This is a genomic window from Halomonas sp. NYA30, from assembly GCF_976980765.1.
In genome coordinates this window covers 1,446,260-1,465,777 of the sequence record NZ_OZ334477.1, presented here as the reverse complement: position 1 = coordinate 1,465,777, position 19,518 = coordinate 1,446,260, and the positions used below count along the sequence as shown (strand labels likewise).

Here is a 19,518-nt window from a genome sequence, read left to right as displayed (position 1 = left end):
CGCTAACCATTACCCTGCCGTCTCATTCGACCTAGCGGACAGGTCTGTCATCGCCCTCTGTTCTGACATGGAATTAAGCAAGACCATAATGTCAGCTAAATCATCGCTGCTTAATTCACCCACAGCCGTTTCTAGCGCTAACCGATCAAGTACATAGTTACCGACCACATCGACAAACTGAATGCGCTGGTCATACAGGCTTGCCCGTGCGTCGAGCACATCAACCAGGTCACGAAGCCCTAACTGCTGGCCACGCTCTGCGGCTTGCAGGAATAGCTCGCTGGATCTAATCGCTTGAGTTAATGCTTCCAAACGACGCACGCCACCATTCAAGGAGCGCAGGCGGGTACGCACTTCTTGTACCGCTAGATTTTGCTCGTTATCTACCGCCGCTTGGCCTGCTTTAATACGCAATTCACCTTGGCGTACGCTGGCGTTGGTGTAGCCACCCCGGTAAATCGGCACACTGACTTCTACGCTGGCGCGGTAGTCTTCGCTTTCACGCACTTCATCGTCACTGACCCGGTCTGAATAGCTTAGATTGAGATTAACTTCGGGATAGTAACCAGCGCGCCGTGTGCTGGTATCGGCCTCGGTGATTTGCCGTTCACGCTGGGCTAGTAGCACGTTCAGGTTTTGCCCGGTTCTTTCCAACCACCCGTCCTGACCGCCAAAGTCACGCTCCACTTCCAGGTCAGCCAATTCGCCTAACGTAGCTACATCGCGAAACGTAGGCATTGTGCCGGTTAATCGCTCAAGCTCGCTTAAAGCGTTATCGAGTTCGTTTTCCGCTTCAACCGCATCTGAAATGGCTTGGTCGTACCGTGATTGTGCCTCCAAAAGGTCAACGCGGTTGCCAATCCCCAGATCATACGCACGGCTAGCTTGGCGCACTTGTAACTCTAAGGATTCTTGCTGCGACTCTAAAAGCCCTAGCCGCTGCGCTGCTAAATAGGCTTGCACATAGGCTTCTGTGACTTGAAGCGCCAGGTCTTGCTCGACCACTGCCAGTTGTAACTCAGCAGCACTTACCTGGGCGTCCGCTACATCCATCCCACGCCAACGCTCCAGGCTAAACAGGGGCTGCTGTAGCTGGAGCTGCCAGTATTGTTCTTCAATCTCACCAGGACGCTGCGTATTGCCGAACTGATCTATTTCTTCCACCGTTTGAATATTGGTGGAGTCTTGCCATAGATAACCACCCGAAGCGCTCACTTGCGGTAATAGCTGCGAGCGAGCCAAGGCAATTTCTTCCCGCGTAGCTTCCACCTCGAAACGCTGGCTTGAGAGTTCCGCGTCGTTTTCTAACGCGCGTACAAATAGCTCAGGTAGCGAGGGCAACTGTTGGCCACTAGCCGACTGTTCTGTGGCCTCAAGGGCTTCGTATTCGGCCAGTGCTTGCGCATCTGCGGGTACGTCTTGCTGGGCGTACAATGGCTGGCTGACTAACATGATAGCTAGTGCGAGCGGAGCCATTTTGATGGTTTTAGGCAGCAACATCCTGGACATTAATCCTCTCGTAGGGCACGCGACAGCATATCGGTGATAGGCTTGGCAATGTAGCTGGCAAAGGTGCGCTCACCGGTGCGAAGCATCACCTCTGCGGGCATGCCGGAGAGCAGCTGCATCTGTTCGGTCATTTTTTCATGGCCCGTTTCAGTCACACGTACACGAGCACGGTAGTACTCTTCGCCCGTCGCCTCGTCTTCAAAGCTGTCCGCACTGACATGAATGACTTCGCCATCAATAACATCGGTGAGACGTTGATTGAAGGCGCTAAAGCGGATTTCAGCAAATTGACCGATATAAATATTGTCGATATCACGCGTCGGGATGCGTGCTTCAACGACAAAACCATCATTGGAAGGCACCACATCCATAATGGTGTCACCAGCACGAACAACCGCGCCAATGGTGTGTACTTGACGCCCCACCACAGTACCTGAAACCGGCGCAGTCACCACCGCGCGGTTCACTTGGTCTTGCAGAGAAATAATCTGCTCTTCCGCTTCGGCAATTTGCGCTTGCGCGTCGCGCAGTTGCTCACCGACTTCTTTCTGAAACTCTTGCTGCTGAATTTCGCGCTCCATACGGTTTTCGCTAATTTGCGAGCGAAGCTGGGCAATATTGGCGCGGAACTCGGCGTTATCGCCTTCATACTGAAGTACTTGGCGCTCTAGCTCACGCAGGCGCTGGTTATCGCCCAGACCTTCACGGTAAAGCGAACGAAAGTCTTCAGCTTCTGAACGAAGAGAGCTGATACGGCGGGTATTCACATCGATACGCTCTTCCAGCCCATCGATCTGCTCGCGCATTTGCACGATCTGCTCATCTAGCGATTCCAGCGTGCTTTTAAGCGACTGGCGACGCGCGGCGAACAGGCTTTGTTGAACCGCGATAATCTGCTGAACACGCGGGTCGTCGGTGTTTTGAATATCCTCGGGTATTTCCATCATTTCAGCCCCTTCCTGCTCGGCAAGCAAGCGGGCTTCCATGGCACGATTAATCAAGTACTGGGAGCGGGCAATGGCTAGTTGGGAACCAGCCTGGGTATCACTTAATACCAACAGAGTGTCACCCGCTTCCACTTTGTCGCCATCTTCTACGAGTAGTTGCTCAACGATACCGCCTTCCAGGTGCTGCACGGTACGCTTGAACGATTCGATCGACACGCTGCCCGGCGCTACCACGGCAATGGCCAGCGAAGCGGTGGACGCCCATAGCACAAAACCACCTAGCGCAATAAACAGGATCGCATACCCCAGCTTACGGTAGCCTTTGTCGCTGGTGGGCAGCTTTTCACTGGCCTCCCCATCAAACGTCATAGGCCCTTTGGGGGTGACGTCGATCTCGGAAGAGGGCAAATTGCGTTTTTCGTCGCTCATGATTTCTCCTCGCTGCCACGGCCACCGGAGATGGCTGAGAGACGGGCAGCGCTTTGCTGACTAACTTGCTCACGCGGCTTTTTGGCAAACTGGGCCAGCACTTGGTCGCGCGGCCCGAACATGCTGACTTGCCCTTCTTTCATCACCAGCAGCTTGTCCATATTCTTGAGCACGCTGGTGCGGTGGCTGATCACAAACAGGGTCGTCCCTTCGGCTTTCATCTGGGCGATCGACATGGCCAGGGCACGTTCGCCGGCATCGTCCAGGTTGGCGTTAGGTTCATCCAATACCACCAGTACCGGCTTACCGTAAAGGGCACGCGCCAAACCAACGCGCTGACGCTGCCCACCGGAAAGCGCACCGCTAGTGGAGGAAATGACCGTGTCATAACCGTTGGGCAATTCCAAAATCATTTCGTGAACACCCGCCTTTCTGGCAGCTTCTACTACCTGCTGCGGGTCTATGTTGCCAAAACGAGCAATGTTCTCACTAATAGTGCCGTCGAACAGCTCGATGTCCTGGGGCAGGTAACCAATATAAGGCCCGATTTCGTCGCGGTTGTACTGGGTAATCACCCCGCCATCCAGGCGTACATCACCCACTTGCGAAGGCCAAATGCCTAACAGTACGCGCGCCAGAGTGGACTTACCGGCAGCGCTGGGGCCTATGATGCCCACATGTTCGCCCTTAGGAACGCTGAAGTTAATGCCACGAATGGTCGCCATGCGCGACCCAGGCGGAGCCGCGGCGACGCCTTCCAGTGCCACCACCCCTTGCGGAGCAGGCAACGACATTTTGCGATCTTCGCCGGGGATCTGCGTCAGCAGTTCATTCAAGCGCTCATAAGCACCGCGTGCGCTGACAAAGCCTTTCCAACCGCCAATCATTTGGTCGATAGGTGCCAGTGCACGGCCCATCAAGATAGAGCCAGCAATCATCATGCCAGGGGTCATTTCCCCGCGCAGCACCAACAACGCCCCCAAGCCAAGAATGAGCGATTGAAAAAGCATACGCATAACTTTCGACGTATTGGTTAACGCGCCTGCTCTATCACTGGCCTGAGACTGCTTAGACAAGAATTCATGATGGCGCTTGGACCAACGGCCCATAATGCCCGGCAACATACCCATGGCATGCAGCACTTCAGCGTTGCGAAGATTAGAGTTGGCGAGGTTTTGCGCCTGAATATGCTCACTATTGGCTTCGGCGAGCAGCTTTTTAGTGGCTTTCTCATTGGCGATGGCCAGCCCGAGCAAAATGAGGCCCGCGCAAGTAGCAAACACACCAAGCCAGGGGTGGAACAGGAAGAGCACACCAAGATAAACGGGTACCCAGGGCGCATCAAAGAAGGCGAACAGGCTATTACCGGTTAAAAACTGGCGCAGGCTGGTCAAGTCACTCAAGGGTTGTGCGCTTTGGCCGCCCTGCGCCACCAAACTACGGCGAAACATAGCGCTATAGAGGCGTTCGTTAATGGAAGTGTCAAGCTTGTTGCCAACGCGCACTAAAATACGCGAACGCACTAGCTCCAGTCCCCCCATAATCATAAAGAGGAATACGACAACCAGCGTTAGCATTAACAAGGTGTCAACACTTTGGGTAGAAAGCACCCGATCGTAAACTTGAAGCATATATAAGGGGGGAACAAGCATCAGTAAGTTGACGAACATACTGAAAAATCCCACCGATACGAACGAACCTTTGCAAGCTTTTAATGCCCGCTGCAAATCCGTTGCTTCCTGTTGCTTTGCCATGGAGGGTCCACCGTTGAATCGAAGAGGCGTCAAGCGCAGAAAATTAATCGCCGCAGCATAACAGAACTGCACCAAAGGGGGTAGGCCGCTTAACCGCCCTTTCAAACGACCTAAAGCACTACAATATATACCCAACTAATTGAAAGTTATATGCTGAACACATCAACAACGATCCCTTAAGTGGTGGACTAAGCGTAATGGAGCAGAAGCAAACAAGTGCCAGATGGTATGCCGTTCAGTGCAAGGGAGGCGAGTCTTTTCGTGCCGCTGATAACTTGGCAAACCAAGGGTTCGAGATATTTCACCCCACGCTTCGTTTGCGCAAAAAGCGCCAAGGCCGTTTACAGTGGATAACAGAACCTCTCTTTCCCTATTACCTGTTTATACGCCTTGACCAAGCCAATAGTGACTGGCGCCCCATTCGCTCTACACGGGGGGTGGCTAAACTGGTCAGCTTTGGCCTTGCGCCTGCCAAGGTGCCCGACGAGCTAATCACCGCCCTACAGCACCACACTCAGCACACTGACTCCCCTGGGAATCATCATCCTTTGATACTGCCCGGCGAAACGGTGAGTGTTGACACCGGCCCCTTTGCAGGCAGAGAAGCCGTCTTCAGCCAAGCGCTATTCAATCAAAAAAAAGGCGAGGAGCGGGCCATGGTGCTTATCGAACTGCTAAACCGCACTCACCGAATAGAAGTATCGCTAGGAGACATCTCTCCTAGGCCTTGATTCAAGCTAAAAACTTTACTTTGTAAGATATTGCTTACAAATGTGTAAGCAATATCTTACCGCTATGTATTTTTTTGTAGCAATACTGGATGAACGCTCCCTCTTGCCTAGCCAAACAAGCCAATAATGAGTAAATTGGCACCACTTCGATTAAGATGAACAGCACAAAGTATTAAAAACTTTATTCTTGACTTATTTAATTAGAATATCCGCAAGCGAACAGATGTCCTCTTGTGGCATTTGCTATTACCACATTAAGTAAGACCTGCACTGCAACTGGGTACCTTTTATGTCTCGTCAGCTTGACCTCAATAATGCCATTAGCGTCAAAACTGCCTTGAAAGTGTTGCCCCCCGGCATGTACACCGCCAGGTACCTGGGCACCTACGTCAAAGGTGAGCCCGCTGAATCGTCTACGGCGGCACGGGCGAACATCCCGCTTGCCTTCAGTCAAGCACCTATTCAGATGAGAGGGTTAATCGAGTTCGTCAGCCCCGAGCACATTTCCAACCAAACGCTCGCCTCTCCCGGTGATTACCTACTGCTTAATGTTAAGAGCGGCGATGCCGTGTTGGCGGTAAGCAAATATTCCCCACGTGCGCTGACTGACAACGTTGATGTGCATTGGCGCATTGAGCCACTGAATCAGCAGTTGAACACGAATAGCCAGCCAAGCACGAACAGTCAGCCTAGTGAGCGCGCCACTCCAGCGAAGGCATCGCCCATCACTGAGGCAGCCGCTGAGCAGTTTGCGTTGCTGGGCCACGTCGAGCGCCAAGGTGATGTCCGCGTTAGCGCCGGTGAATGGTTGGGCGACCCGGAAAGCAAGGCGCGCCTGGAAGGTTTCCAAGTGATATGGCCGCAAAAGCCAGATGAAGTCACCGTGGTGGCAGGCTGTAAAGCAGGCCAAGCAACACAGCAGGTTAAAAACGACGAATTTTTGGGTACACGGCAAAAAGCCACACCGATTACGCAGCTAGCCGTGTGCTTGAACGGCCCTGAGGCGAGTAACTACCAATTAAACGGGGAAGCAGCTTTTTCGGATGGCTCACGCCAGCAGCTAGGCGACCCCAAAGCAGTAGCGGGAAGCAATGGCAGTTACTTGGTCGCGGTGCGCCTCTCAGTGGCTCCCAACCAACCAGCTATTACTCCCAACCAACCGGGTTCATCAGCTTCATCGGCGCGCTCACGTTGGCTGGACCCTGAAAACACTTATATACGCCAGCGTTAACGCCAATTAGCAAAGCAGCACTGAGTTGCTAATACCATATCGAGAAATTGACATGGGTATCGTTAATAAAAAGGCATATCACCGAATGCCTAACCGCATTGTTCGAGCTGCCCCTGGCAGCTTGTGCAATCTATCGAAATGATTTCGATAGCGTTTCACCTTCACTGTTTCATCATTCAAGGTAGCTAAAAATGGCTAATTACGATCGTACATCAGATCAAGTTGCAGAAGCATTCACCGATGCCCGACCTACCAATACGGCGCTACAAGAGGCTATCGGCTCTCTGCTAAGCGGCTTGGAAAATAGCGAAAACGTTGCGATAGAAAGCGAGGTTGCGACCGCTAGCGCAGCCCAAAACAGCACCGCCGACGTTATCTTCATGAACCTTGGTGAAAACGAGCGCGGCAGCCAAGACGCTCCGATCCAATTCGACGACGCTGGCCGTGAATCTGGTCGTGTCTACGTATTCGACGGTGACGAAGGCGTTTATGCCAATTTCAACACCGTTGAGCGCGTTATCGTTGGTACCAACGGCGGTGACGAATTCACTATCGCAGGCGACCGGAACACCACGGTTGACGGCGGTGCTGGCAACGACACCATTACCGCCAGCGGTGGTGATGATTCAATTACTGGCGGCGCAGGCGATGACTCCATCACTGGCGGCGCTGGCAACGACTCGATCTACGGCGGCGCGGGTGACGACGTAGCAGTATTCGAAGGCAACGCTGACGACTACACCATCGAGCAAAACGGCGCGATCACTGTCGTTACCAATAACGAAACCGGTGATGTGAACGAAGTCGTTGGTACTGAAAGCCTCTCCTTTGCTGATGGCGAACAAGCTGTCGATATCAACAGCGACGTTCAAGCGCTGACCACGCTCTACAAGCAGCTGTTTAGCGACACCATTGAACGCAGCCAGAATGGCGATGGCCAAGCTGACCTGGAAGGCCTGCAGTACTGGGCTGACCGTGCCGAAGCAGGCACTTCACTGGGTCAAATTGCGCTCAGCATGCTGAATTCTGACGAAGCGGGCAACCAGCTTGAAGCGCTTGACCTGAACACCAGTGAAGGCGTTAAAGCGGTTGTTGAACTGCTTTACACCGATGTATTGGGTCGTGAAGCTGGCAGCATCAGCCAGGATGAACTGACTTACTGGACTGACCAAGCTGAAGAAGGCGCCACGCTTGAGCAGATCGCCGATAACTTCCTGGCATCTGACGAGCTGCAAGAGCAAAGCGTTAACGCTACTGAGTGGGACTTCCTGCTCTAAGCCTTTAGCACTTAGCAAGCCTTTAGCGCACAACGCTATTGGGTAAGTAAGTCTAACAGTGGGGGCTCGCCCCCACTGTTTCTGTATTTTATGACGCAACGCATTCTGCTTTTCCTCCCATACGCATCGCTTCGTCAAGTGTGAATGGGAAGGCAAGCCGGTAGCGACAAGCCCCCAGCCAAACAGTTGAATACTCCCGTGCCTATTAATAGTGCCTACTATCATGTTTAGTCATTTTCACCAGCACATTGAAGCATGCCTTCAGCAAAATGATGTGCCAACGGCTAAAACGGCGTTGTTTGGCGCGCTAGGGCACTCTCAACTGCATCAGGACGCCCTGTTGTGGCTAGGCATCGTGGGCTTACGCACTCAGCATACCTGGCTGGCAAGCGCAGCCCTGGCAAGCCTGGTCACCACCAGCCAAGACCCCAACACCTTTGCGCTGCTCACCCAGGCCTTGCCCACTCACGCCGGAAAGCTGGCGGCAAGTGAAGAAGCCTACTATCTGGCCCCGCATGAAACGCCGCCGCTACTGCGGCTGATCAACCAGCGCCAAGCTGACCCAGCCTCAGCGGCCAGCGTTGCCGAACTGCTCAAACACCATGTACCCGCGATTCAAGACCCGAAAGCGCTGGAAACGCTGGCCCCTGCCATCGCCAATGCCTGGGGGCCGCTGTGCGGCAGTGTATGGTGGCAAGAAGGCAAACTATGCGGATGGTGTTTAACAGAAGCCACTCAGCAGGCGCCAGAGCTCATACTGGCAGTAGGCAACAGTCGGCATACGCTCAGCCTAAAACGCTACCAGCCGCTAAAAAGCGCCACGGGCAGCGCCCTTTACGCATGGTGGTTTAGTCTGTCGCTTGAAAACACAGGTGGCGCCCCCGTTCATGCCAGCGTAACCCTGGCAGGGGCGCAGGCCACGCTATACGGCAGCCCTGCACGCCCAACCGGTAGTGTACCGCCTCGTTTAGGCGCTTCGACCAACAAGCCCACGCCCTTAACGCCAGGTAAGCAAGTGCCCACTGCGGCGCCTGTCACCGTGTTAGTGCCTGTTTATGAAGGCTACCAAGAAACCTTAGCGTGTCTGCACAGCGTCGTGGCCAGCCGTGCCCACCACCAAACGCCGTTTGAACTACTGATCGTTAACGATGCCAGCCCCAACCAGGCACTGGTAGACGCGCTTGAAAGCTTCGCCAATACACACCACGCCACCCTGCTGCATCAGCCGACCAACCAAGGCTTTATCAATACCGTGAACCGCGGCCTGGCCCATAGCGCTAACCACGACGTTATATTGTTAAACGCCGATACGCTGGTACAAGGTGATTGGGTAGACCGGCTGCAAGCGAGCGCTTACCAACACGCCAATACCGCCTCGGTCACGCCGCTCACCAACAACGGCGAATTGATGAGCCTGCTAGGCCCCTGCAGCCCCGCCGACGCGCTAACACCCAGCCAGTTAGCCGCACTAGATTACGCCGCTGCCAAGGCCAATAAAGACCTTGAAGACGCCTCCGTAGCAATCAATACCGGCTGTGGGTTTTGCCTTTACCTGCGCCACGATGCATTAGCCGCACTGGGCGGTTTAGACCCCGCGCTTACCCGCGGCTACGGCGAAGAGTCGGACTGGAGCTACCGGGCGGAAGACAATGATTGGCAACACCGCGGCGCGCTGAACGTAGTGGTCGCCCACCAGGGCGGTATCTCTTTCGGCAGCGAAAAGCGCCTTCGGGTGAAGCAGAACCTCGTTATTATCGAGCAGCGCTACCCGCATAGCAGCCAAGCCTTCGATGCCTGCCTGCAGCAAGACCCCATGCGCGAAGGCCGCGAACGCGCCATTCGGCACTGGCTTTACCACCAGCCGCTGGCCAGTTTGCGGCCTGGTACTCATTCTTCAGCCCTGCCATCCACAACCGGCTCTGCCACCATCAGCGTGTGGCCAAGCCAAGCCCACGCCCTGCGTGCCGCGCAACTACATGGCTGCGCCATGGCGCTGGTGGGGCAAACCTTAACCCTGCGTGGCGAATGCCCCCACCCGTGGCAGCTCTGCTACCGGCTGCCCGCGGAACAACAGCGCTGCCAACAGGATTTAAACGCCCTGGGCATCACAACGCTTACGGCCGCCAATGAAGCGATGAAACACGCGTTGAGCGCCCTACTCCCGGCGATGCCCAACGCCTTCGCAACCAGCACCGGCGCTTTTGATCCGGCGGTTTCAGAATCAGCATCTTCCGAACCAGCCCCCATCATCCAATTCGTCGCGGATGATGCCGATACGGCGCTGGATACAAGCGAAGGCTTGCTGATAGTGCTGGGAGAACCCAAAAGCTTGGAACAGCCAGCGTTCATTGCCTGGGTAAGCCAGCTAGCTCGCCAGCAGTCGTCACTTTACCTACTGCATGGCAGCCCTACGCGCGCCAACCACCCGCTTGCCAGTAGCGGCCAGCTTTATCCGTTTATGCTGCCACGGCTACAACGCCGCGAACGCATTGAACTATTGATGCACCACTTGCCTTTAAGCGGCCTACTGCTGCTGGATACCAGCGCGACCACCCTGGCAGACGCTCATTGGCTGCACGGCATGCGCCCGCTACCGATCTGGAGCGCCCCAGGCATTAGCAGCACTGAATACGCCTTAACGGTGACTGAACTGCGCGATTACCCAGCGCCAAGCGAACACGCAAACGCGCAAGGAGCCCTGGCATGAACATGGTCAACACCCCTAAAGGGCTGCGCGGCACCCTTACCGCTTACGCAGGCAACATGGTGCAGGGATGGGTACACAGCCACACCGAGCCCGAACGCCAATGGGCGGTCGCCCTTTACGATGGTAGCCAGCTGTTAGCCCTGGCCCACGCCAACGCCTTTCACCCCCAGGCACCGGGTAGCGGCTTGCATGGCTTTAGTATCGCCCTTGGCGATGCCCAGTGGCACCAGGCCACCGCCCTCACCCTGTGCCTAGCCAACGCCCCTGAACACGTGCTTGACCAAGTAACGCTGACACCTGCTAGCGCGACACTGCATACCCCGGAAAGCTCCCGCGTGCAGTGGCAGCCTGGGCTGATCTTAAGCGGGTGGATGGTCGAACCGACCGCTCCGCAGCAACCGCTCACCCTGCAGGTGCGCGAACGCGGCAAACTGCTTGCTGAAGCCACGTCCAAACACTGGTTAACGTATGACCAGCAGCAGGTAAAAGGCGCTTTCAACCTAACGCTGCCCTTCTCATTGGCCGATGGCGAACCCCACACGCTCACGGTGACCGACCACATGGGCCGTGAATTAAGCGGCAGTCCCCTGACGGTGCAAGAGTGGCCCAACGGCCTAAACGACTGGATTCGCACGCTGGCCCCCCAGCTGCCCGCGGCTACAAAAGCGTTACTTGCCCGCCAGCTGGACCGTTACGAACGTTGGCTACCTCGGGCAGCAGGCCTTGCCAGCTACCCCGAATGGCTGCACGCCACGCAAACCCCCAATACCGCCCGCACCAGTAAAGGGAGTATCGGTATCGTATGGCTGGGCGCCGCCCCCAAGCAGCCCACCAAGGTCAGCGGCCTAACGCTGCAGCACCGCAGCGCCGACACCGCTACCCAAGAGAACCCCAAGGCCTATCAAGCGCTACTGCAGCAGCTTGCCCAGCAAACCGACGCGGTGCTGCAACTGCACGAGGGCGATACCTTCTCACCCCAGTCGCTGCAACAGGCGTGGCAGGCCCTGGCAACCACGCCCGCAGCACAACTGGTCTACACCGATTTTGATATCCCCCCGGCTGAAGAAGGCCAGCCCGCGCTGCCCGCCCTGCTGCCCGCCTGGGACCCAGATCGCCAATGGGCGCAGGATATCGTCGGCGGCGGCCTGTGCCTGGTGCGCAGCCAAGCGTTGCTCAATAGCGAGCAGCACACCGCTGCCCAGCACCCGGAAGAGTTCAGCTACGCCGCGCTGGAAGCCACTAACGCCTACAGTGATGAAACCAGCGTGCTACACCTACCGCTGATTGGCAGGCACCGCCGCCAACCGTGGCCCACTACCAGCCAGGCTCAGCTTGAGCGCCTACAAGCACGGCTGGCCCGCCAGGATGCACACGCCACACTCAGCCTGCATGCCACGCTGCCGGTTTACCACTATCGCAGGCAGTTAATCCAGGCGCCCAGCATTACCTTGGTGGTGCCCACCCGTGATGCCCTGAGCCTGTTAAAGCGCTGTGCAGACACCATCGCCGAGCACACCGACTACCCCGGCGAAGTCACCCTGCTGGTGGTCAACAACGGCTCTACCCAGCCCGAAACGCTGGAGTACTTCGCCGCGCTGCGGCAGCAACCTGCCCAACCACTGGGCCAGGGGCAGTTACATACCGATGTGCTGGATTACCCCCACCCGTTCAACTATGCCGCCATCAACAACGCCGCTGTTGAACACGCCAGCACCGAGCTTATCGCCCTGGTGAATAACGATATTGAAGCCCTACACCCAGCGTGGCTAAGCGAAATGACCGCCCTGCTCCAGCGCACCGGCACCGGCGCGGTGGGCGCCAAACTACTGTGGCCTAATGGCATGGTGCAGCACGGCGGCGTGATTGGCGGGCAATATAGCGGGCTGGCTGGCCACGTAGGCAACCACTGGCACGACGATGACCACGGCTACCTCTACATGAACCACCTGACCCAACGGTTCAGTATGGTGACTGCCGCCTGCCTGCTGCTGCGCAAAGCCGACTATCTGGCAGTGGGCGGGCTTAATCCACGGGACTACCCGGTCGGCTTCAACGATGTGGATTTATGCCTGAAGCTGCGCCGCCGCGGGCTAAGCGTGGTATGGACTCCCAATGCCCGGTTGATTCACGCCGAATCCGCCACGCGGGGCAAGGACGAAGCGCCGGAAAAAGCCGCGCGCGCACAACGCGAAATGACCATGCTGCGCGAACGCTGGGGAAATGCGCTGTATAACGATCCGGCCTATAACCCCAATTTAGCGTTGGATGTGTACACAGCGCCCTATACCGGGCTGGCACTGCCCCCGCGTAGCCGCACAGCCAGAACCAACGCGCTGAAGCTCTAGGGCTTCAACGACAGGGCTTCAACGACAGGGCTTAAACAAGCCAAGCACCACCCCAACGGCAAAAGGAAAAGCCAGCGGCACATACTGCGCCATGAGCGCTAAGCGAGATGCCTAAATCGTCTTGCCTGGCGGTAGCGTGCCTAAACGCTTTTTTACGACCCTACGAACCCCAGCAACACGCCAGGAATAACTCCGCACAGGAAGCACTATGACCATGACCGCCGCCGACCTCAGCGTTTTACAACCCACGCTGCAGGCCCAAGCCCAAAAACACTTTTTGAATGTGGGATGCGGCAGCGCTGGTCCTGAACGCCTGCCGGAATGTTTTCAAGCCAACGGCTGGCAGCAGATCCGCCTGGATATCAACCCAGCGGTCAACCCCGACATTATCGCCAACCTGACGGATCTCTCCGCGGTCGATAACAACAGCATAGAGGCGGTGTTCTCCTCGCATAACATCGAACACCTTTACCTACATGAAACGGTCATCGCACTAAAAGAGATGCACCGCGTCACTCGGCCCGGCGGCTTTTTACTGATCACCCTGCCGGACCTGCAACAAGTGGCGCAGCTAATCGCCGAAGGCAAGCTGAGCGAAGAAATCTACCGCTCGCCAGTAGGCCCCATCACACCACTGGATATGCTTTACGGCCACCAGGCATCGGTCGAAAAGGGCAACCACTACATGGCCCATAAAAGCGGCTTCGACAAAAACAGCTTAAGCCAAGCACTACTCAACGCCGGATTCAGCGAAGCCCGCGTGAACGCTGACGACCACTACAACCTCTGGGGCTATGCCCAAAAAGCCTACGCCCCTTAGAGTAGCAGGTAGCGTTCGCTCGCGACCCGTTAGCACCAACTCCGCCCTAGCCCCTTAAAGCAATCAAAGAAAACGTATGCCAACCAAGCAGCCCAAAAGCGCTCAGCAACAGCTTCAGCGTTTAACGTACATCATTTGGCAAACGCGGCCCGACCTGCAGTCCTTATTCAAGAACACTGCATCTGAAGCGTTTCACCTGTGGCTATTACTGCACGGCCGTAATGAATATCAGGGGCTGGCAGAAGTATTACACAACGTACCGTTGCCCATGCTTGAACAGCCGGACGAGCAAGCCCATAGCCAAACAACACCCTGTCTGACGCGTTTTATGCGCGGTATTTGGCAAAGTCGCCCTGATCTTCAAGCGGCATTTAATTTGGCAGAGGCTGAAGGTCAAAATGCCTTCATTCGTTGGTACTTCCTCTTTGGCATCAACGAACATCACCTGGAAGATTATATCTCCCAGGCACAATTAAAATGGCTGTTAAGCTCCGCCTTTAGCGACCTTCATTTGCCCAACGTGCTCATGTTGGTATGGGAACAAGACCAAGCCTTACAGCGGCAATTCAGCAGTCCTAAATCACCCGATTTTCTAAACTGGGCACGCCAGCATGGCCGCCAGCAATACCCTCTGCTAGAAACCATCGCCACACTGGCTGAACGCCAACAGTCAGCAATGAAGCCCAACAATGCCGCCAACTCACCCGAGCGGGCGGTTGGTATTAACTTAATTGGTTACGCCAACGGGCAGTTTGGTATTGGTGAAGATGTGCGCATGGCCGCCCTAGCGTGTGAAGCCGCCGACATTCCCTTCACTATTTACAACGTTGCACCGGGCAAAGAGGTCGAACTAGCCGCCAGCCAAGCCGACCAACACATTTCCGACCAACTGCCCTATGCCATTAATTTGTTTTGCACCACCGGTATAGAAACCGCACGGCTTGCTGCCGTGGAAGGCCAAAAGCTCTTTGATGGTTACTACTGTATTGGCTATTGGCCTTGGGAGCTGCCCGAGTGGCCTTCCGCTTGGCATATTGCTTACAACTACATTGATGAAATTTGGGCCTCTAGCCGCTTTGCCTATCACGCTTACATTGGCTCCTCACCTAAGCCAGTACGCCACATGCCGATGGCGGTCAACGTTGAATCAAGCGCACAGCAAACCCGCCGAGACTTTGGGCTGCCTGAAAGTGACCACTTATTTGTGTTCTCTTTTGACTTTCTCTCCAGTGTTCAACGCAAAAACCCGCAGGCCTGCGTTAAGGCCTTTCAAAGCGCCTTTCCACAGGGTAATGAGCCCGTAGGCCTTGTTGTTAAAGCCATGCGCGCAGAAGACGACAACCCGCTGTGGCAAGCACTCCAAGCACAGGCAAAGAACGACCCACGCATTCATATCATTAACCAAACCCTCACGCGTGGCGAAGTGCTTGACCTTTATCGCGCCTGTGACTGCTTTGTTTCGCTACACCGCAGTGAAGGCTTTGGGCGAGGCATTGCCGATGCCATGATGCTAGGCAAACCCGTTATTACTACCGGCTACTCAGGCAATCTAGACTTCACAACGCCCGCCACGGCTGCCTTGGTAGACCATCAACTAAAAGTGCTGACCAAAGATGACTACCCCTTTGGTGAAGGCCAGCACTGGGCAGAGCCCAATATAGAGCACGCAGCATGGTGGATGCGCCGCCTAGTTCATCAACCCGAAATAGCCAAGGCACTAGCCGCACAAGGCCAGCGGTTAATGCAAAGTGCCTACGCCCCTAACTCCGTCGGTAACTACTACCGCGCCGTACTCAATACTCTTTAATCATCTTGTTCACCACCAATAAATTAGAGACTGATGCTATGACACTCTTAAGTGCCTCTATCACCCCCGTTATTCTTTCAGGTGGCTCTGGTAGCCGTTTATGGCCTATGTCCCGCGCGGGGTACCCTAAGCAGTTTTTATCCCTCGCTGACGACGACAGCATGCTGCAAGCCACCGTTAAACGGGTAAGAGGCGACCTATTTTCAGCCCCCCTGTTGGTATGTAACGAAGAGCACCGTTTTATTGTGGCGGAACAGCTGCGCCACATTGGCTGCACAGCCAAAGACATTATTCTGGAACCTGTAGGCCGTAACACCGCCCCAGCTGTCGCGGTAGCAGCACTGCGCCTAGCGGAAGAGAACCCAGACGCCCTAATGCTGGTGATGCCATCCGACCACGTGATTCAAGATGAAGCCGCCTTCACCCAAGCCGTTAACCGCGCCGCCCAAGCGGCCAACGATGGCGCGCTGGTGACGTTCGGCATTACCCCAAACGCCCCAGAAACCGGCTACGGCTACATCAAATACGCCGAGCCATGGCAGGGCCACCAAGGCGTACATAGCGTGGCCCAGTTTGTCGAAAAACCCGAGCAAGCCACCGCACAAACCTATTTAGAAGATGGCCATTACCTATGGAATAGCGGCATCTTCCTATTTACCGCCAAAGCCTATCTGGACGAGTTAGAAGGCTCTAACCCCAACATGGTTAAAGCGGCCAAACACGCCCTGGCAGGCAGTGAAAAAGACCTCACCTTCTGCCGTTTAGACATGGAAGCCTTTGCAGCATCGCCTTCCGACTCCATCGACTACGCCGTAATGGAAAAAACCACCCACGCCGCCGTAGTACCGGTAGAAATGGGCTGGAGCGACTTAGGGGCTTGGTCGGCACTGTGGGATATCCAACCCAAAGATGAATACGGCAACGCCACCCAAGGCGATGTACTCCTTCACGAAACCCGCAACAGCTACGTACATGCCGACCACAAACTGGTCACTGTCGCTGGGCTGGAAAACGTGATTGTGATTGCTACCGATGACGCCGTGCTCGTCGCAAACCGCAACAACGCCCAAGACGTAAAGCAGCTCGTGGAGCAGCTAAAAGCACAAGGCCGCAACGAACACAGCCTACATACCACCGTGCACCGCCCATGGGGTTGCTACCAAGGGATCGACCTAGGCGAACGCTACCAAGTAAAGCGCATTACCGTTCAACCGGGCGAAAAGCTATCGCTGCAAATGCACTACCACCGCGCAGAACACTGGATTGTTGTTAGCGGCACGGCCAGAGTCACCATTGGCGAGAAAGCCACACTGCTGCGTGAAAACGAATCCACCTACATCCCCATGGGGGAAACCCATCGTTTAGAAAACCCAGGCAAGGTGCCGCTACACTTGATTGAGGTGCAATCAGGCAGCTACCTGGGCGAAGACGACATTGTGCGCTTTGAGGATGGTTATGGGCGAAGCCCACAATAACTTGGCCGTTACCTGGTTTACCTGACAATAGCTGATACCCACCATGACCCAAACACTCTGCATCACAGGCGCACTGGCGCCTGAACTCAACACCATTAGCACCCCGCTTTACCAAGCAGGCCTAGCAACCGCCGCTCCTATCGAACGTGAAACGCGTATCGACATGCACACCTGGCACCAGCGTGCCAAACCGGCCTTTGTTGAACAGCGCCCGCTGGGTAAGCTTTGGGAAAATGTAGCCAACGACCTGCTACTGGCCAACCTAGATAAGCCATGCTGGGGCTGGCACGATACCGACAGCATCTGGGCAATGCCGTTTTGGGCAGAGCAAGAACCCAACACCCACTTTTTACTGGTCGCCACACGCCCAGAATATCAGCTAGCCCAAAGCCTGTTAGACGATACACCAGGCAAGCTAGATATCTCCGCCCTGTTAACCCGCTGGCAACAGCACCACCAACGGCTGCTAGCGTTCTACCTAGACAACCCAGAACGCTGCCTAGTGATTGACGCCGAACAGGCACAGCAACACCCCCAAGCGCTGGTGCAACTGCTAACCCAGCGCTGGCAGCTACCGTTAGAGGCCACAGGCTTTACAGAGGAACCCGCCACAGCCCCCCACGTACCCGACCCGCTAGCGCTCTACTTAGCCCAACAGCTGATAGAACAACACCTGTTCAAGCAGCAGGATAGCCGCTTCCAATCGCTATATGCTGAGCTACAAGCAGCGCAGCACCCATTGGTGGATAACGAAGCAGAACAGCCAGCCAGCGTAGACGCCATGGTGCAGCACTACCAGCAACTGCGCCGCCAGCAACAAAATGACCAAACACAGCGGGTACACCAAGCGCAGCAGATAGAAGCGCTTACCCAGCAGAGCAACCACCAGCAAAGCGAGCTTGAAGCGCTTAACCAAAGCGCTGACCAACTCACCCAGCAGTTACAACAAACCCAACACGCCTTAAGCAAGGCAGAACAGCAGCACCAAGCCGAACAACACCAACAGCAGCAAGCGCTAGACGACCTCAAACAAGAAAGCGAGCTACTGTTACTACAACTGCACCAAGTTCAAGAAGAGCTAGAAAGCACCTTTTTGAAACACCAGCAGCTTGAAAGCCGCTATCAAACGCTGGAAAGCCAACACAAGCACACCCAGCAACAGCTAACTCAAGCTCAAGAGCAGCATAAACAAAAGAGCGCCGCCCAAAGCCAACAGCTGGAAGCCGCAAAAGGGGAAATGCACAAACTCACTCAGCGCGAGCAACACCTAACGCAACAACTCAAACAAACTCAAGAGAAGCTCAAGCAGGCTGAGCAGCAGCACCAACAAGCCCAAGAGCAGCTAAAGCAAACTCAAGAGAAGCTCAAGCAGACCGAGCAGCAGCGCGATGCCGCAAAACAGTATGAAACCACCCAGCGCCAGCAGCAGGCTGAACTTGAAGGCATAAAGCAAGAGAGCGAACTGTTGCTACTGCAGCTGCACCAAGTGCAAGAAGAGTTGGAACACTACTTCCTTGAACACCAAAAGCTCAGCAGCACCCATGAAACGCTGGAAAACCGCTGGCAGCGGCTACTGAAGCGCTACCCAGATTACTGCGATTACCAAACGCTAGACACACATGAAGACCCGCAACAGCCAGACACCCTACAGTGGCACTTCCAAGGGTTAGAGTTCGCCGGGCAACACTGGCCAACGCTGCAGATTCGCTCAACCCTCAATGCCCAAGGGGTGGTGCTCACCCTGCACCAGCCAGATGCCACCCCTTTCAAAGTGGGCATTCCCAAGTCAGCCCAAGAGCGCCGCTACCTGCAAAGCCTGAGCAGCCGCCAATGGCAATACGCACAACACTTGCCCAAGCTACTAGCACAAGGGCTACAAGATGCAGAGCTAAGCACAGAACTAAAAACACGCTACCAACAAGCGCTAAACGCCCTAGCGGAAAGCCTAGCAAGCCTGCCAGCCCTACTGCGGGTTGATGACGTAAACCTGCACAACGTTCAGGTAAACCCCGATTACGAACACCTCTGGCTAGAGCTGGTAAACCCCACCTGGGGCAACGAACAGTTGGAAACGTGGCACCTGCGCCTTTCAACTGCAGGCGTAACCCCAACCCAATTCGGCGATTACCCCAAATTGGAAATTCCTGCCCAGCCAACCCCATGGTTAGAGAACTGGTATGCCGAAAGCCAAGACGACCACGGCAGCAAATGGGAGCTACGCTTCGCCCAACCCAACACCCTAGATATGGGCGCCTGGCAGCAGCTAACCCCCCGCGACCAAACCTTGCTAACCCAAGTGCTGGAACAGCTGCCGATGTTACTCAACCACCTGCAAGAACAAGGGCAAGAACCCGGCCGAGGGTGGCAAGCCTGGCACCAACTGGTCAGTGATATGCAACGCATCCACCAGGTAGTACATAGCCCTATCGCCACAGCGTAACTGCTATTGATAAGCCCTCGAACACTTACCCCGTTTAACGCTTTAG

General features: G+C 55.5%; 12 protein-coding genes. 9 read left to right on the top strand and 3 right to left on the bottom strand.

Going from position 1 to position 19,518, the window contains the following annotated elements:
- Window positions 1-9 precede the first annotated feature (9 nt).
- From ACWI0H_RS06680 to ACWI0H_RS06670, 3 genes are read right to left on the bottom strand one after another with little or no spacing between them, the layout of a single operon-like run.
- Complete coding sequence (locus ACWI0H_RS06680) at window positions 10-1,509, bottom strand: TolC family outer membrane protein (protein WP_485875641.1); 1,500 nt, start codon at window positions 1,507-1,509, stop codon at window positions 10-12.
- Complete coding sequence (locus ACWI0H_RS06675) at window positions 1,509-2,885, bottom strand: HlyD family type I secretion periplasmic adaptor subunit (protein WP_336269484.1); 1,377 nt, start codon at window positions 2,883-2,885, stop codon at window positions 1,509-1,511. The genes ACWI0H_RS06680 and ACWI0H_RS06675 overlap by 1 nt, the downstream gene beginning before the upstream one ends.
- Complete coding sequence (locus ACWI0H_RS06670) at window positions 2,882-4,639, bottom strand: type I secretion system permease/ATPase (RefSeq protein WP_485875638.1); 1,758 nt, start codon at window positions 4,637-4,639, stop codon at window positions 2,882-2,884. The genes ACWI0H_RS06675 and ACWI0H_RS06670 overlap by 4 nt, the downstream gene beginning before the upstream one ends.
- A gap of 197 nt (window positions 4,640-4,836) precedes the next feature.
- Between ACWI0H_RS06670 and rfaH the strand changes: the two genes are divergently transcribed.
- From rfaH to ACWI0H_RS06625, 9 genes are all read left to right on the top strand, one after another.
- Window positions 4,837-5,370 (top strand): transcription/translation regulatory transformer protein RfaH, encoded by a 534-nt coding sequence (gene rfaH, locus ACWI0H_RS06665; RefSeq protein WP_336269486.1) that lies wholly within the window; start codon window positions 4,837-4,839, stop codon window positions 5,368-5,370.
- Window positions 5,371-5,659: 289 nt separating this feature from the next.
- On the top strand, window positions 5,660-6,601 hold the full coding sequence (locus tag ACWI0H_RS06660) for a hypothetical protein (protein ID WP_485875636.1): 942 nt from the start codon (window positions 5,660-5,662) through the stop codon (window positions 6,599-6,601).
- Between the two features lie 191 nt (window positions 6,602-6,792).
- Window positions 6,793-7,878, top strand: a complete 1,086-nt coding sequence (locus tag ACWI0H_RS06655; protein ID WP_485875634.1) for a DUF4214 domain-containing protein — start codon at window positions 6,793-6,795, stop codon at window positions 7,876-7,878.
- A gap of 223 nt (window positions 7,879-8,101) precedes the next feature.
- A complete protein-coding gene (locus ACWI0H_RS06650) occupies window positions 8,102-10,585 on the top strand; it encodes a glycosyltransferase family 2 protein (protein ID WP_485875632.1) in 2,484 nt (827 codons plus the stop codon).
- Window positions 10,582-12,930 carry a glycosyltransferase family 2 protein gene (locus ACWI0H_RS06645; RefSeq protein ID WP_485875630.1) on the top strand — a complete coding sequence of 783 codons (2,349 nt, stop codon included), beginning with the start codon at window positions 10,582-10,584 and terminating at the stop codon, window positions 12,928-12,930. The genes ACWI0H_RS06650 and ACWI0H_RS06645 overlap by 4 nt, the downstream gene beginning before the upstream one ends.
- 208 nt (window positions 12,931-13,138) lie before the next feature.
- Window positions 13,139-13,750, top strand: coding sequence for a class I SAM-dependent methyltransferase (locus ACWI0H_RS06640; protein WP_485875628.1), 612 nt, complete (start codon window positions 13,139-13,141; stop codon window positions 13,748-13,750).
- Window positions 13,751-13,826: 76 nt separating this feature from the next.
- Window positions 13,827-15,557: a glycosyltransferase family 4 protein gene (locus ACWI0H_RS06635; protein ID WP_485875626.1), complete on the top strand. Its 1,731-nt coding sequence runs from the start codon at window positions 13,827-13,829 to the stop codon at window positions 15,555-15,557.
- A gap of 38 nt (window positions 15,558-15,595) precedes the next feature.
- Window positions 15,596-17,032 (top strand): mannose-1-phosphate guanylyltransferase/mannose-6-phosphate isomerase, encoded by a 1,437-nt coding sequence (locus tag ACWI0H_RS06630; RefSeq protein WP_485875624.1) that lies wholly within the window; start codon window positions 15,596-15,598, stop codon window positions 17,030-17,032.
- A 43-nt stretch (window positions 17,033-17,075) separates the two neighbouring features.
- Window positions 17,076-19,472 carry a hypothetical protein gene (locus ACWI0H_RS06625; RefSeq protein ID WP_485875622.1) on the top strand — a complete coding sequence of 799 codons (2,397 nt, stop codon included), beginning with the start codon at window positions 17,076-17,078 and terminating at the stop codon, window positions 19,470-19,472.
- The last annotated feature ends 46 nt before the right edge of the window (window positions 19,473-19,518 follow it).